General features: G+C 68.7%; 15 protein-coding genes. 12 read left to right on the top strand and 3 right to left on the bottom strand.

Going from position 1 to position 15,488, the window contains the following annotated elements; all coding sequences use genetic code 11:
* The first annotated feature begins 216 nt into the window (after positions 1-216).
* Both FXO19_RS03605 and FXO19_RS03600 read left to right on the top strand, forming a co-directional pair.
* A complete protein-coding gene (locus FXO19_RS03605) occupies positions 217-1,200 on the top strand; it encodes a glutathione S-transferase family protein (protein ID WP_149193660.1) in 984 nt (327 codons plus the stop codon).
* A gap of 156 nt (positions 1,201-1,356) precedes the next feature.
* Complete coding sequence (locus tag FXO19_RS03600; RefSeq protein ID WP_149193659.1) at positions 1,357-2,559, top strand: glycosyltransferase; 1,203 nt, start codon at positions 1,357-1,359, stop codon at positions 2,557-2,559.
* Between the two features lie 273 nt (positions 2,560-2,832).
* Here FXO19_RS03600 and FXO19_RS03595 read toward each other — a convergent pair whose 3' ends face one another.
* Entirely contained in the window at positions 2,833-3,141 is a 309-nt protein-coding gene (locus tag FXO19_RS03595; RefSeq protein ID WP_149193658.1) for an HPF/RaiA family ribosome-associated protein, read from the bottom strand.
* A gap of 131 nt (positions 3,142-3,272) precedes the next feature.
* Positions 3,273-4,271 (bottom strand): aldo/keto reductase, encoded by a 999-nt coding sequence (locus FXO19_RS03590; RefSeq protein WP_149193657.1) that lies wholly within the window; start codon positions 4,269-4,271, stop codon positions 3,273-3,275.
* Positions 4,272-4,440: 169 nt separating this feature from the next.
* Here FXO19_RS03590 and FXO19_RS03585 point away from each other — a divergent pair, with 169 nt between their 5' ends.
* The 5 genes from FXO19_RS03585 to FXO19_RS03565 all read left to right on the top strand — a co-directional run bounded on the left by FXO19_RS03585 (position 4,441) and on the right by FXO19_RS03565 (position 9,222).
* Positions 4,441-5,382, top strand: a complete 942-nt coding sequence (locus FXO19_RS03585; protein ID WP_149193656.1) for an AraC family transcriptional regulator — start codon at positions 4,441-4,443, stop codon at positions 5,380-5,382.
* A gap of 73 nt (positions 5,383-5,455) precedes the next feature.
* On the top strand, positions 5,456-7,030 hold the full coding sequence (locus FXO19_RS03580) for a M20/M25/M40 family metallo-hydrolase (RefSeq protein ID WP_223115411.1): 1,575 nt from the start codon (positions 5,456-5,458) through the stop codon (positions 7,028-7,030).
* A gap of 170 nt (positions 7,031-7,200) precedes the next feature.
* Complete coding sequence (locus tag FXO19_RS03575; protein ID WP_149193655.1) at positions 7,201-7,662, top strand: DMT family transporter; 462 nt, start codon at positions 7,201-7,203, stop codon at positions 7,660-7,662.
* 93 nt (positions 7,663-7,755) lie between these two features.
* Positions 7,756-8,475 (top strand): DUF998 domain-containing protein, encoded by a 720-nt coding sequence (locus FXO19_RS03570; RefSeq protein ID WP_255516271.1) that lies wholly within the window; start codon positions 7,756-7,758, stop codon positions 8,473-8,475.
* A gap of 99 nt (positions 8,476-8,574) precedes the next feature.
* On the top strand, positions 8,575-9,222 hold the full coding sequence (locus tag FXO19_RS03565) for an HD domain-containing protein (protein ID WP_255516270.1): 648 nt from the start codon (positions 8,575-8,577) through the stop codon (positions 9,220-9,222).
* A 205-nt stretch (positions 9,223-9,427) separates the two neighbouring features.
* Here FXO19_RS03565 and FXO19_RS03560 read toward each other — a convergent pair whose 3' ends face one another.
* On the bottom strand, positions 9,428-9,907 hold the full coding sequence (locus tag FXO19_RS03560) for an FKBP-type peptidyl-prolyl cis-trans isomerase (protein WP_149193653.1): 480 nt from the start codon (positions 9,905-9,907) through the stop codon (positions 9,428-9,430).
* Positions 9,908-10,204: 297 nt separating this feature from the next.
* Between FXO19_RS03560 and FXO19_RS03555 the strand changes: the two genes are divergently transcribed.
* From FXO19_RS03555 to FXO19_RS03535, 5 genes are all read left to right on the top strand, one after another.
* Positions 10,205-12,253 carry an alpha/beta hydrolase family protein gene (locus FXO19_RS03555; RefSeq protein WP_149193652.1) on the top strand — a complete coding sequence of 683 codons (2,049 nt, stop codon included), beginning with the start codon at positions 10,205-10,207 and terminating at the stop codon, positions 12,251-12,253.
* A 256-nt stretch (positions 12,254-12,509) separates the two neighbouring features.
* Entirely contained in the window at positions 12,510-12,965 is a 456-nt protein-coding gene (locus FXO19_RS03550) for a PA2169 family four-helix-bundle protein (protein ID WP_149193651.1), read from the top strand.
* Between the two features lie 84 nt (positions 12,966-13,049).
* Positions 13,050-13,415, top strand: a complete 366-nt coding sequence (locus FXO19_RS03545; RefSeq protein ID WP_149193650.1) for a DUF6164 family protein — start codon at positions 13,050-13,052, stop codon at positions 13,413-13,415.
* A gap of 19 nt (positions 13,416-13,434) precedes the next feature.
* On the top strand, positions 13,435-14,766 hold the full coding sequence (locus tag FXO19_RS03540; RefSeq protein WP_149193649.1) for an MFS transporter: 1,332 nt from the start codon (positions 13,435-13,437) through the stop codon (positions 14,764-14,766).
* Between the two features lie 49 nt (positions 14,767-14,815).
* Positions 14,816-15,439, top strand: coding sequence for a hypothetical protein (locus tag FXO19_RS03535; RefSeq protein ID WP_149193648.1), 624 nt, complete (start codon positions 14,816-14,818; stop codon positions 15,437-15,439).
* The last annotated feature ends 49 nt before the right edge of the window (positions 15,440-15,488 follow it).

The following is a 15,488-nucleotide window of genomic DNA, read 5'->3' as shown; positions in this document are numbered from 1 at the left end:
TCTGCGGATTCAACCCCTGCGCAAACGTATTGCCCCTAGGGTCTGCGCTCGCCGGCGCGTTGTGCAAATCGGCAGCGGAGCCTGCTGAACACGAGCGCTGTCGCGGGTGTTGTGCACCGAACGGTGGGGCGACGACTGCTGCCCACGCTGGGCACATGTCCTTGATCGCCCCGCGGGCAAGCTCGCCATCTCGATGGACTGACGGGAGAATCCGGCATGGGCATGCTGATCGACGGCAAGTGGCACAGCGAGGAAGAAATCCCGGTCGATAAGACCGGCCGTCTGCAGCGTCCGTCGTCCGTGTTCAGGAACTGGGTGACGGCGGACGGTCGCGCCGGACCGAGCGGCGAGGGCGGGTTCGCGGCCGAGCCCGGGCGCTACCACCTCTACATCGCCCGCGCCTGCCCGTGGGCGCACCGGACGACGATCTTCCGCGAGCTCAAGGGCCTGCAGGAGATGATCGGGCTATCGGTGACGCACTGGCTGATGGTGGAGGATGGCTGGACCTTCCGCCCCGCGCCGGGGGTGATTCCCGATCCGGTGAACGGGGTCGAGTGCCTGTGGCAGCTGTACGCCAGGTCCGACCCCGGCTACACGGGGCGGGTGACGGTGCCGGTGCTGTGGGACACGCGAAGCGGGCGGATCGTCAGCAACGAGTCGGCGGACATCATCCGCATGCTCAACTCGGCGTTCGATGCGGTGGGCGCGGTCGAAGGCGACTTCTATCCGCTTCCGCTGCGCGAGGAGATCGATGCCTGCAACGAGCGGATCTACGACACGTTCAACAATGGCGTGTACCGCGCCGGGTTCGCGCGCAGCCAGGAGGCGTATGAGGAGGCGGTCGACGGCGTGTTCGAGACCCTCGACTGGCTCGAAGGCGTGTTGTCGAAGCGGCGCTACCTGTGCGGGGACACGCTCACCGAGGCCGACTGGCGGCTGTTCACCACGCTGCTGCGGTTCGACCCGGTCTATCACGGGCATTTCAAGTGCAACCTGCGGCGGCTGGTGGACTATCCGGCACTGTGGTCGTACACGCGTGAGTTGTACGGGCATCCGGGGGTGGGGCCGACGGTGAACTTCGAGCACATCAAGCGGCACTACTACGAGAGCCACCGGCAGATCAATCCGACCGGGATCGTGCCGAAGGGGCCGGTGCTGGACTACGACGCGCCGGCGACCCGCCTGCCCGCGACGAGATGATATTGAACGGCGAGGGTTTCCGACGCCTGCGACAACCTTCCCTGTGCCAGCGGCGGTATATCGCTGCCGGTCGCGACTCCCGTCGCTCCCACAAGGGTCACACAGAAACGCCATTCGTCGTCTGGCTGTCATATTGCCGACATAGTCTCGCCGGGCATGGACATCCTCATGCTGTCGGACGTGTATTTTCCACGGGTCAACGGGGTGTCGACCTCGATCCGCACCTTCGCCCAGGCGCTGATCCGCATGGGGCACCGGGTGACCCTGGTGGCGCCGGACTACGGCCCGGACAGCGGGCAGGCGGCGCACGACGCTGAGGGCGGGCTCGAGGTGCTGCGGCTGCCGGCGCGCGTCATCTTCTTCGATCCGGAAGACCGGCTGATCCGCGCGCCGGCGCTGCGCAGGGTGTTGCCGCAACTCGCGGGAAGGCACTGGGATGTGATCCACATCCATACGCCGTTCCGCGCCCATCAACTCGGCGTGCGCCTGGCGCAGCGGACCGGGCGGCCGACGGTGGAGACCTACCACACCTACTTCGAGGAGTACGTGGCGCATTACCTGCCATGGCTGCCCGCCCCGTTGCTGCGAGCGTTCGCGCGCGCGGTTTCGCGCCGGCTGTGCCATGGGGTCGACCACCTCATCGTGCCCAGCGCGCAGATGACCGACGTGCTGCGGCGCTACGGCGTCCGCACGCCATCAACGGTGCTGCCGACGGGGATCGAACTCGACGAGTTCGCGGGCGGCGACGGCGGACGCTTCCGCGCCCGCCACGGCATCGCGGCCGATCGGCCGGTCCTGGTCACGGTAGGCAGGCTGGCGGTGGAAAAGAACGTGGCTTTCCTGCTGCAGGCGGTGGCACGGCTGATCGGAGAGTTTCCAGACCTGCTGCTCGTCGTCGCAGGCGAAGGGCCGGATGCCGCCCGGTTGCGGAAACTCACCGTGGAGCTCGGGCTGCGCGATCACGTGCGGTTCTTCGGCAATCTCGATCGCCGTACCGAGCTGCTCGACTGCTATCGCGCCGGCGACGTGTTCGTGTTCGCTTCGCCCACTGAAACCCAGGGACTGGTGCTGATCGAGGCGATGGCGCTGGGCGTGCCGATCGTCTCCACCGCGGTGATGGGCACCGCTATGGTGCTGCGCGATGCACGCAGCGCACGGGTGAGCAGCGAGGACATCGATGCGTTCGCCGGAAACGTCGCCGCGCTGCTGCGCTCACCCGCCGAGCGCGCGGCGCTGGCCGCAGCCGGGCCCGGGGATGCGAAGGCGTGGAGCAACGATGCGCTGATGCAGCGGGCGGTAGTCTTGTATCAGGAACTGGGTGCACGGAGCGAAAGCAGCATCGCCGTCGTCTCCACGTAGGAGCGCGCCATGCGCGCGATACCGCGGGTGCTTCGCCGTCCGCGGATTCCGGTGACCGGCGCGCCTGCCGGTCAGAATCGCGGCATCCGCCGGGTCCTGTCGACACCCGCGGCATCGCGCGCATGGCGCGCTCCTACGCGTATTGCGTCTTGCGGGCATGCTGCCGTCGATCACGAATGCCTGGCCGGTGACGAACTCAGATGCTAGACAACAGGTACACCGCCAGCGCGCCAGCCTGGGCCGATGCAGTCGCTGGCACCGCGGAGCATGGCGCTATCCGAGCTTGCCGAGTGAGCTGTCCAGCACCCGCACCAGCTTCTTCGCCGCACCGGTGATCGCCGCAGCGACGGTGCTGGCGTCCTCGGACGCGGTGGCCGGCGGGCGGCCCTCCAGGCGTGCCTCGAGCGTGCAGTGCTTGTCCTGCGCGCCGCCCTTGCCTGCGTTGGCGTCGCGCAGGTGCACCTCGACCCGGGTGACCTGTCCGGCATAGCGTGCAAGCGCGTTGCCGATGCTGTCTTCGGCATGGCGGACGACCGATTCGTCGGCCTGGATATGGTGATCGGTGTTGAGCTGGATCTTCATTCGCGCTCCTGTGCGACGGCGGGCCGCCGGTGCGGCCTTGCGAAGACCCTAACATTAGTGATTGAGGTGTAAACGCCGCGAAAAGCCGAAGCGCCAGTGATGGCTGGCGCTTCGACCGACATCGGGACCGCTTAACGATTGACCGAACCCATTTGCGCTTCCGGGTAGCGTGTGCCGGCGACCTGATGCTCGGCAAGCAAGCTGTCGATGCGCGCCAGGTCTTCGGGCTCGAGCCGCAGTCGCGCGGCGGCTGCGTTCTCGTCCAGGCGCTCGATGCGCCGTGTCCCGGGAATCGGCACGATGTCCTCGCCCTGGTGCAGCAGCCAGCCCAGCGCAATCTGCGCGGGCGTGGCGCCGCGCGCCTCGGCTACCTCGGTGACCGCCTCCACCAGCGCGTAGTTGCGGTCGAAGTTGTCGCCCTGGAAACGCGGGTTCTGGCGGCGCCAGTCGTTGTCGGCCAAGTCGTCGGCCTTGCGGATGGCGCCGGTGAGAAAGCCGCGCCCGAGCGGGCTGTAGGGAACGAAGCCGATGCCCAGTTCGCGGCAGACCGGCAGCACGGCATCGGCCACCTCGCGCGTCCACAGCGAGTATTCGCTCTGCAGCGCGGCGATGGGATGCACGGCCGCTGCGCGACGTACCGTGTCGGGCGCCGCCTCGGACAGCCCGAGGTGGCGCACCTTGCCCGATTCGACCAGACGCGCCATCGCGCCGACGGTGTCTTCGACCGGCACGTTCGGATCGACCCGGTGCTGGTAGTACAGGTCGATCCGGTCGATGCCGAGGCGCTTCAGGCTGGCATCGCAGGCCGCGGCGACGTACTCGGGCCGGCCGTCGACGCCGAGAAAGGCGCCGTCCGGCGCGCGCACGTTGCCGAACTTGGTGGCCAGCACGACCTCGTCGCGCCGCGCGCGCAGCACCTTGGCCAGCAGTGCCTCGTTGCGGCCGACGCCGTACATGTCGGCGGTATCGAGGAAGTTCACCCCGATGTCGATGGCATGGTTCAGCACGGCGAGGTTCTGCGCCTCGTCGCTGTCGCCATAGAAGTCGGACATGCCCATGCAGCCCAGGCCGATCGCGGACACGCTGAGGCCCTGGCGGCCCAGGGTGCGGCGGGGAAAGGATGTATGCATGCTGAAAATCTCCTGCTGCGGGGGAGCTACAGGCTAGGCCCCGACCGCCGGTCGCGGTTAGTCCATTGCTGGAACATTCTTGCCCGATCCTCCGCGACTCCGCCCGCCGCGCTGGCGGCATCGGCGTCGATGCGCATAATCACGGATGCCCCGGTCAGGAGCCGCCGCCATGCCCGACAACGCTTTCAACGTGATCGCCACCCGCCACGGCACCGAGGCGCAGCGCGCCGAACTGGCCGACCGGATCATCCGCAACGCGCCGCAACCGGGCGTGCACGCCTGCGCCGTGCCCGATCTGGCCCTGATCCGCGCCGACGAACCCTCGCAGCCGCTGGCGTGCGTCTACCACCCCAGCCTCTGCATCGTAGTGCAGGGACGCAAGCAGGCCATGCTCGGCGAGGACCTGTACCACTACGATCCGTTGCACTACCTGGTGGTGTCGATGTCGGTGCCGGTGACCGGACAGGTGACCGAGGCCTCGCCGGAACGTCCATACCTCTGCCTGCGCATCGACATCGACACCCAGGCGGTCGCCGAACTGACGACGCAACTGGCGGCCTCGCCGCCGCCCGCGCAGGAGAACGGGCGGGCGCTGTATCTTGCCCGCACCGATGCTTCGCTGCTGGATGCGATCCTGCGGCTGGTGCGTTTGCTCGATACCCCGGACGAGGCGCCGGTGTTGGCGCCGCTGGCGTTGCGCGAGATCCATTACCGGGTGCTTTCCGGTGAACTCGGCGCGCGCCTGCAGGCGCTGTGCCATGTCGATGGCGCCGCCCAGCGCATCGCCCGCGCGATCGAGCTGCTCAAGGCGCACTACACCGAGCCGCTACGCATCGAGCAGATCGCCGCCGCCGCGCACATGAGCCCGTCCACCTTGCACCAGCGCTTCAAGACCGCCACTGCGATGACCCCGCTGCAGTTCCAGAAGCAACTGCGCCTGCAGGAGGCGCGCCGGTTGATGCTGATGGAAGGGGTAGAGGCCGCCGCCGCCGCGCATCGCGTCGGTTACGAAAGCCCCTCGCAGTTCAGCCGCGAGTACCGTCGCCTGTTCGGCGCACCGCCGCGGCGCGACGTGCAGGCGGCGCTGCAGAACGGTGCCGCGATGGCGTGAATGCCGGTGGGCGTGGGCGGTCGTCGGTGCCGCCATCGCGTTTATAGTGCCGACAGACCACCGGAGGTTGACGATGATGCGTATTCGATCGACGGCACTCGCGCTGCTCCTGGCGCTGGCGGCAACGACCACGGCTCTGCCCGGTGCGTACGCCCAGGCGCCGCGCCCGGATTGGAAATTCTCGACCGACCAGGCGTTCGATCCGGCGTCGATCCCCGCCTACCAGGGTCGCCACGATGCGGTGTACGCGCGCATCGACGCCGATCTCGACGCCCATCTCGCACACCTGCAGCGCTGGCTGCGCCAGCGTTCGGTCAGCGCACAGGACGACGGGATCCGCGAGATGGCGGAACTGGTCGCCGGTGACCTGCGCGATCTCGGTTTCCAGGAAGTCGCGCTGGTCGAGACGCCGGGGCACCCCGGCGTATTCGGACACTACGACGCCGGGGCCGAGCGCACGCTGGTCGTCTACATGATGTACGACGTGCAGCCGGTCGAGGAGAACTGGCGGATCGAGGATCCGTTCGCCGGCGAACTGGTCGAGCACGAACTCGGCACCGTGCTCATGGCACGCGGCGCCACCAACCAGAAGGGTCCGGAGCGGGCCTTCCTCAATGCCGTGGACGCGATCATCCAGGAGCACGGGAGCCTGCCGGTGAACCTGTACGTGATCGCCGAGGGCGAGGAGGAACTGGGCTCGCCGAACTTCGGCGCCGTGATCGAGCCCTACCTCGATCGCCTGCGTGCCGCCGACGGCGCGTTCTTCCCGATGAACCTCCAGAGGCCGGACGGCGACGTATCGCTGAACCTCGGCGTCAAGGGCATCATCTACTTCGAACTCGAGTCGAAAGGCGGCGAGTGGGGCGGTCCGGCGAAGGCGGAAGTGCACGGCTCGCTCAAGGCGCTGGTCGACTCCCCGCCCTTGCGCCTGGTGCAGGCCATCGCCTCGATGACCACGCCGGACGGCAACACCATCCTTGTTCCCGGCTACTACGACGCGGTGCGCGCCCCCAGCGAGGAGGAGCAGCGACTGATCAACGGCCTTGCCCTGCACGCCGACGATGCGGCGATGCAGGAGGCGTTCGGCGTGTCGCAATGGATCGGCGGCATGCACGGCCGCGAGGCCATCATCCGCAACCTGTTCGTCCCGACGCTCAACATCAACGGGATCTGGAGCGGCTACACAGGCGAGGGCATGAAGACCATCCTGCCGCACGTGGCCACTGCGAAGATCGACTCGCGCCTGCCGCCCGGGCTCGAGCCGGAAGCTGCGCATCGCATGATCCGGACGCACCTGGACGCGCAAGGCTTCGAGGACGTCCAGATACGCCCGATGTCTGGATACCCGGCCGCCGCCACCTCGGTCGACGCGCCGCTGGTGCAGGCCGCGATCGGCGTGTTCAACAAGTACGGCGCCATGCCCCGGGTATCACCGTGGCTGGCAGGGAGTGCGCCGTTCTATCAGTTCACCCGTACGCTCGAACTGCCGTTCGTGTTCGGCGGTTTGGGGCACGGGTCGGGTGCCCACGGGCCGGACGAATACATGCTGATCACCCCAGCGTCCGGTGTGCGTGCAGCGGGGCTGGCGGATATCGAAAAATCGTATGTCGATCTCCTCTATGCCCTGTCTCGCTCGGGAAGCGACTGATGCCGACGTGCCCGATGGTGCCGAGGGTGGGCGTGGCGGACGACGGCGAGTCGATGCGGCGCGTTGCGTTGCCTTGACGGAACCGCCGGCTACACCGTTCCATCGCCGAGGGCGCCATCGACGCCGCGAAGCCCTAGACTTTCCCGTTCCATCGATCCGGAGTCTGGACCATGCACCTGGGAGTCTTGGGCGGCATTCTGCTGGCGGCGGCGGTCGGCGTGCTGCTGCCGTTGCAGGCGTTGATCAATGCGCGGCTGGGACATGCCACCGAAGGGCCGCTATTTGCCTCGTTCGTGTCCTTCCTCGTCGGTACGTTGGCGCTCGGCGCGGCGCTGCTGGTCATGCGCACGTCGCTGCCCAATGCGCAGACGGTGACATCGCAGCCGTCGTGGGTCTGGCTGGGTGGCCTGATCGGGGCGCTATACGTACTGAGCGCGACGGTGCTGGTGCCGCGGCTGGGCGCGGCGGCGCTGATCTGCCTGATCGTGTTCGGGCAGGTGGCCGGATCATTGCTGTTCGATCATTTCGGCGTGCTCAACGCCACGCGGCCGGTGGATGTCTGGCGGCTGCTGGGCGCGGCCCTGGTGGCGATGGGGGCGGTGCTGGTGGTCCGGCCTGCGGCGGCGGGATGAATCCGATGCGTCGTGCACTCCCGCCATGCGGGTCGGATGTGATCCGGGGAGCGGGCTTCGCGCACATGACGCATTCTGGCGGGAGGGGTGCGAATGAGCGGAAGGACTGACAACAGCAGGCGGTTGCCGACCGACGACGTGCGGGCGGCCAAGCCGGGTAGGGTGACCCCGCCGTCGCCGACGCCCGTTGCCGGCGCAGCCCCGGATCCGCTCTTGCGACCCATGGCCGGCGCCGCCCTCGGCGGCATCGCGCTGTTCGTGCTGACCGCGGTCGCACTGCAGTTCGTGCGCGCCGAGCTCGACTGGATCCGCACGCCGATGAGTTTCTATCTGCTGGGCGACGAAGGACGCTGGCTGCAAGCGGGCTACGTTGCCCTGGCTTGCGCGATCGTGGCGCTGGCGGTCGGCTGGTATCGCGCGCTGCCCAATCCGGCGCGCAGCGGCGCGCCGACGTTGTTGTTCCTGCTGGCCGCGACCGGTCTCGGGGTGGCTGCGTTCGCACCGACCGCGCAGGCCTGCCTGCCGCCGACGCTGTGGAACTGGCTCCACGGCGTCGCCGCGCAGACGGCGTTCCTGTGCGTGACCACGGCGATGCTGCTGCAGGCGTGGCGGCTGCGCGTCGATCGCCGCTGGCGGCGGCGATTCGCCGTGGCCTTTGCCGTGGCCCTGGTCGCTTTCGCCGGTGTCTGGCTGTTGGCGCTGTGGCGGGAACTGCCGCGCGGACTGGCGCAGAAGGTGTTGATCGCGATCATCGTGCTGTGGCTGGCGACGATGTCGGTCTGGTTGTGGCGCGATGCGCGGACGCCTGGCTGAACTGGACGCCGTGCGCCGCGGCGATACGCATGGAGTCGCACCTGGAAGCGGCGCAGTATGGGGCGCTGCGACGCAACGAGCCGAGGGCCCGCTCCCGTGATGACACGCATCGACGATCCCTTTGCCGTATGCGCGGTGCCCGTCCTGCCGCAGCCGCAGCGCGAGGCGCTGCTGTCCGCCTATGCAAGCCCGCCGCGCGCCTATCATGATTTCGCGCACGTCGGCGAGGTGTTGCGGCACTACGCCGAGGTGGCCGCGGGCCCGGGCTGGACGCAGCCGGTCGAGATCTGGCTGGCGGTGCTGTACCACGATGCGGTGTACGAGGCCGGTCGGCGCGACAGCGAGGCGCGCTCGGCGCAGATGGCGGTCGAAGCGATCGCACGCTGGTTGCCGGAGGCCGGGGTGGATGCGGCGCGGGTCGCAGTCCTGATCGAGCTGACGGCGCGACACGGCCAGCACGGTCCGGACGATTTCGGCCGCGGCCCGGAAGCGGACGACACGCGCCACTTCCTCGACTGCGACATGGCGATCCTCGGTGCCGAGCCGGCGGCATTCAACGCCTATCACCGGGGCATCGCCGCCGAATATCGGGAGCGCATGCCGGGCTGGCTGTTCCGGCTCAATCGCCGCCGATTCCTGAAGGCGCTGCTGGCGAAGCGGCGGATATTCCTGAGCGATTTCTTCCATGCGCGATACGACGCGCAGGCGCGCGACAACCTGCGGCGGACGATCAACGCCTGGCAGTAGCGCAGGTACCTGCCAGGAAACCTCTGAACACATCAGGGATTCCGCGAACACGAAGGGTTTGATCGTGGACCAGGCACACAGGCGTCCGATCTGTGGGAGCGAGCCGGGCATGTGCCGGACCGGACGGAACGCGAGGTTCGGTCCCGATGACGGAAACTGCCGCCGGCGCGCAGGCACCGGCGGCGTTCGACCGACTGTCGGCCGATCAGGCGGCGGCTTGCGGCTGGTTCGCCTGGCCGAGCTGCTTTTCCTCCGGCGAGGCTTCGCGCACCTCGGCGACCTCGACGGCGAAGTGCAGTTTGCGGCCGGCCAGCGGATGGTTGCCGTCGATCTTGACCTGCTCTTCGCCGACCTCGATCACGGTCACCAGCAGCGGACCGCGATCGGTCTGCGCCTTGAACTGCATGCCCGGCTCGACCGAGTCCACGCCCTTGAACGCCTCGCGCGGGACGGCCTGGACCAGGTTCTCGTTGCGCTCGCCGTAGGCTTCCTCGGGCTTGACGTCGACTTCCAGCGAATCACCGGGCTTCTTGCCGGCAAGCGCCTTCTCGAGACCGGGCACGATGTTGCCGGCGCCGTGCAGGTAGCTCAGCGGCCGCGCTTCGGGCGACTTGTCGATGACCTGGCCGCTATCGTCGGTCAATGTGTAATGGATGGTGGCGACGCACTCGGTGGCGATCTCCATGGGTGATCTCCTCGATGAATGGGCGGAGTGGGAGTGCACCGGGCGATTCACGGCGCGAGAGATGGTGTAGCTCGTAAAGGCTAGACAACTCCGGACGCGATCGCAACCGTGCGGGTGAACATCCGCTGCAAGGACTGGAAGAATGTGCGTCCTGCCCGCCAGGTGCAGCGACGTGCAGCGACCGCGGCGTCGACGCGTTCAACCCTGCGCACGGACGTGACATGGCCGGCTTTTGCTGCTTCTTCGGCGCCGGCCGCTGTGGCACAGTGCGGATTCCTGAACAGTGGAGCGGAATCCATGCGCAAATTGCGGTTGCTGCTGCTGTGCCTGTTGTTCGCCACCGCCGCGGCTACCGCCCAGGCGCGCGATGGCATGACCCTCGAGCAGATCGCGAAAACGCGCATGGTGACGCAGGTCGCGATCAGTCCGGACGGTCGCGAGACCGCGTACGTATTGTCGGTGCCGCGGCGTCCCGGCGCGGACAAGGACGGCATCGCCCATGCCGAGCTGCACGTGGTCGACCGCGGCGGCAACGATCGTGGTTTCGTGACCGGCGAGGTCGAGGTGAAAGCGCCGGCCTGGTTCCCCGACGGGCGTGCGCTCGCCTTCCTGTCCAAGCGCGGCAGCGACAAGAACTCGGCGCTGTACCGGATCCCGCTGCGCGGCGGCGAGGCGACGCGGATCGCCGGTCTCGACAGCGACGTTTCGGCGTTCAGTCTGTCGCCTGACGGCCGTCGGGCGGCGCTGCTGGCGGTCGAGCCGGAAAGCGAGGCGCTGAAAGCGCTGAAGAAGCAGGGCTTCACGCAGAAGGTGTACGAGGAAGACTGGCGTCCGCTGCAGCTGTGGATCCAGGACCTCGGCGACGATCAGGCGCAGCCGCGCCACGTCGAGGTCGAGGGCAGCGTGCAGAAGGTGCTGTGGAGCCCCGCCGGCGACCGTCTGGCGCTGGTGGTCACGCCGCGCCAGCTGACCGACGACATCATGGTGTTCGCGCGCGTGCGCATCATCGCGCCCGACGGTCGCGAACTCGGGCGCGTCGACAATCCCGGCAAGCTCGGCGACCTGGCCTGGAGCCCGGACGGCGAGCACCTGGCGATCATTTCCGCGGAGGACGCGCATGATCCGCGCGAGGGCCGGCTGACCGTGGTGGCCAAGGACGGCGGCGCACAGCGCGACCTGCTGCCGGGCCTGGAAGGGCACGTCTGGAGCGTCGGCTGGCGCGATGCCTCGCGGCTGTTGTTCATCAGCCACGAGGGCGTGCAGAGCCGGCTCGGCGAGATCGGGGTCGACGGCGGCGGGCAGCGCACCATTCTCGCCGCGCAAGGGCCGGTCTGGTACGGGCTGAGCGTGGCGGACAACGGCGAGATCGCGCTGCTGGCGAACGCACCGACGCATCCGAACGAGGTCTTCCATCTCGCCGCCGACGCGACCGTGCCGCGGCGCCTGACCGACAGCAATCCCTGGCTCGCCGACGTGCGTTTCGCCGAGCAGGAAGTGGTGCGCTACCGCGCCCGCGACGGGCTCGAGCTCGAAGGCGTGCTGGTGCATCCGCTCGAGCGCCGCGGCAGCCGCCGCGTGCCGCTGATCCTGGTGGTGCACGGCGGTCCGGAGTCGCACTATTCCAACGGCTGGATGAACAGCTACGCGCAGCCGGCGCACCACGCCGCCGCGCGCGGCTTCGCGATGTTCTTCCCCAACTATCGCGCCAGCACCGGGCGCGGCGTGGCGTTCTCGAAGCTCGACCGCGGCCGCCCCGGCATGGAGGAGTTCGACGATCTGGTCGACGGCGTCGATCACCTCATCGATGGCGGCCTGGTCGACGGCGACAAGGTCGGCATTACCGGCGGCTCCTACGGCGGCTACGCCAGCGCCTGGGGTGCCACGTACTACAGCGAGCGTTTCGCCGCGTCGGTGATGTTCGTGGGGATCTCCGACCAGGCCAGCCTGGTCACCACCGGCGACATCCCGCAGGAGCAGTATCTGGTCCACATGGGAACCTGGCCGTGGGAGGATCCGGAGCTGTACCGCCAGGCCAGCCCGATCACCCACGCGCAGAAGTCGCGCACGCCGGCGCTGATCCTGCACGGCGAGGCCGACCCGCGCGTGCCGCCGATGCAGTCGTACATGATGTACCGCTACCTGAAGCTGGCCGGCCAGGCGCCGGTGCGGCTGGTGCTGTACCCGGGCGAGGGCCATGGCAACGCGCGCGCCGCCTCGCGCTGGGATTACTCGCTGCGGCTGATGCGCTGGATGGAGCACTACCTGCAGGGGCCGGGCGGCGAGCCGCCGGAGTACAGGATCGATCACCGCCTGCCGGCGCCGGAGGCGGCCGAAGACAAGGCGTGAACCCGATCGCCGGCGCCGCCTGTGCATGGGTGTCCGGTCCGGAACGTTCGCGTCGTGACGCATTCACTTGCGTCGGGGTCGCCTTGCCCAGCCGCCGGGACGGACGTCCGCATCACGCTGCCTTGAGCCAGGCGTTGCTAGTCTCGCGGTTGTTCGCATCTAGCGGTGCGCACATCTACGGCTACGCGCCGTATCCCCCCGCACCTCGCCCCGGGATCGGCCTGCCGATCCCGGTGGCAGACGATGGAGTCCAACCATGACCGAACACGACAAGACCACCCATACCCTCAACGATCTCATCGAGATCGCCCGCGACGGCCAGGAGTTCTACGAGGAGGCCGCGGGCAAGGTCGACGACGCTGACCTCAAGGCACTGTTCACCCGCATCGCCGGCATCAAGGCGGCGATCGTCAACGAACTCGGTAGCGCGGTCCAGGCGGCCGGCGGCAAGGTGGAAACCTCCGGCACCGCCGTCGGCAGCATGCAGCAGTTCTACGGCAAGGTCCGCGCCACGCTCGGCGACAAGGCCTACGGCTACGTGGCCGAATTGGAGGAGTCCGAGGACCGGCTGCTGAAGGCCTTCGAGAAGGCCGCCAGCGACCAGGACGTCCCGGTCGCCGCCCGCGACATCGTCAATCGGCTGCTGCCGGAAGTGCGGTCCTGCCATCAGGTGATGCGCGACCGCAAGCAGGCGATGAAGCACGCCGCCTAGCAAGCGCGTCGGCGCGAAGGCCGGCTGCGATAGCCGGCCTTCCGGGCGGAAACCCGGTCCCGGTCACGCGGGTATCATGGCGCCATGTCGAAGCTGCTGCTCAACCTGCGCCACGTGCCCGACGACGAGATCGCGGACGTGTGCGGTTTCCTGGATGCACACCGCATCGCCTGGTACCAGACCAGGCCCGGACCGTTCGGCATTTCGCATGGCGGGATCTGGGTCAAGCACGACAGCGACATCGCCGAGGCCAAGCGGCTGATGGTGGCCTACCAGGGCGAGCGCCGGGCGCGCGTTCGCGCCGAGCACGCGGCCGCGCGCCGCGACGGCAGCGCCGAGACCTTCGCCTCGCTGCTGCGTGAGCGGCCAGGTTGGGTCCTGCTGCGGGTGTTGGGCATCGTACTGCTGCTGGCACTGATGGCCTTGCCGGGATACCTGCTGTGGCGGTGAAGTCGTCGGTGCGCCGCCGATGACGGTGGCCGACCACTCGGGTGCGACCACCGGCGCCGGCCGGCGCCGGGTGCTGTTCGCCAGCATGGTCGGCACCACCATCGAGTTCTTCGATTTCTACATCTACGCCACCGCCGCGGTGCTGGTGTTTCCGGCGCTGTTCTTTCCGGCGGCCGATCCGGCGTCGGCGACGCTGCAGTCGTTGGCGACGTTCGCGCTGGCGTTCTTCGCGCGCCCGGTCGGTTCGGCCGTGTTCGGGCACTTCGGCGACCGGGTCGGCCGCAAGACCACCCTGGTGGCGGCATTGCTGACGATGGGGGTCTCGACCGTGGTCATCGGCCTGTTGCCGACCCACGCCCAGATCGGCATGGCGGCACCGCTGCTGCTGGCGCTGTGCCGGTTGGGGCAGGGGCTCGGGCTGGGCGGCGAATGGGGCGGGGCGGTCCTGCTGGCGACCGAGAACGCGCCGCCGGAAAAGCGCGCCTGGTACGGCATGTTCCCGCAGCTCGGCGCGCCGATCGGCTTCTTCATGGCGACCGGCACCTTCCTGTTGCTGACCGCGGTGATGGACGACGATGCCTTCTTCGCCTGGGGCTGGCGGATCCCGTTCCTGGCCAGCGCGGTGCTGGTGGCGGTCGGCCTGTGGGTGCGGCTGCGCATCCACGAGACGCCTGCCTTCCAGCGCGTGCTCGATCGGCAGGAGCGGGTGCGCCTGCCGATGGCGGAAGTGCTGCTGCGCTACCCGCGTGCACTGCTGCTCGGCACGGTGCTGGCGCTGGCGACCTTCGTGCTGTTCTACCTGATGACGGTGTTCGCGCTGAGCTGGGGCACCTCGCAGCTCGGCTACACGCGCGAACAGTTCCTGTGGCTGCAGATGCTGGGGGTGGTGTGCTTCGGCCTCACGATTCCGCTGGCGGCGCTGTACGCCGATCGCTACGGACGCCGCCGCGCGATGATCCTGGCAACGCTGGCGATCTTCGTCTTCGGGCTATGCTTCGCGCCGCTGTTCGTCGCCGGCAGCCTCGGCGGCACGCTGCTGTTCCTGGTGCTGGGGCTGGGCCTGATGGGCCTGACCTACGGCCCGCTCGGCACGCTGCTGGCCGAGCAGTTTCCGGCTGCGGTGCGCTATACCGGTGCGTCGCTGGCGTTCAACCTGGCGGGGATCTTCGGCGCGTCGCTGGCGCCGTACATCGCCACCTGGCTGGCGGGCCGCTACGGATTGCAATCCGTCGGCTGGTACCTGTGCGCGGCGGCGCTGCTGACGCTGGGCGCGCTGCTGGCGGTGCCGCGGCGCGGGTATGAGGCCGATGGTGTCACGGGCGATGAAGCCGGGCGTGCTCACGTGGCGTGAATGCCTGCTTCCTATGATTGGGCATTGCTTCGGCTCATCGATCCTTGCGATGAATACACGACTCCGCCATCTCTCCCTCGCTCTCTGTGTCGCGGCCGTCCCCTGGTTCGTCGGCGGCTGCAATTCGTCGCAACCCGAACGGGCGGACGATGCCGTACCTCCGGCGGAGAGCATCGCGCCGCCACCGCAGGAAAATCCCGAGGCGGATCCCTCCGCGGAGCGGGTCGAGCGCGCGGCACCGCCGGAAGTACGGCCGGTGGCGCTGGGCGAGTTCGAACCCAGGGATCCGGTGGCGGAAGCGGCCACCGGTCGCTTGACGCTCGAGGACGATGCGATCCGCGGCGCCAACGGCGCCGAGTTCGTCACCGAGCGCATCGCCATCGTCCGTGCGGGTGACGAATACCGGGTGAGCGAGCGCTACGCCGACGCATTGGCCGTCGGCAGCGAACAGCCGGTGGAACTGCGCCGGGTGCTGGAAGAGACCCCGCCCGACGAAGAGCCGGATGCGGCGTTCTGCGGAGATACGGGTACCGGCTACATCGCACTGGCGAGCGTGCCCTCGGAGCGCGGCGATACGGTCAAGCTGATCGCCCTGCGCGGCGAATCGATGCCGGCGGCCGCAGCCGAGGACATCGCCCTGTGCGCCGCGGCGCACTACGAAGCCGCCAGGTGAGAATGCGCGCAAGTTCCGTTGACCGGAGTTGAGCGCCCGGTAGCGGGAG

It is taken from the genome of Luteimonas suaedae (assembly GCF_008312895.1).
GTDB lineage: Bacteria > Pseudomonadota > Gammaproteobacteria > Xanthomonadales > Xanthomonadaceae > Luteimonas > Luteimonas suaedae.
This window is presented reverse-complemented; position numbering and strand designations above follow the sequence as displayed.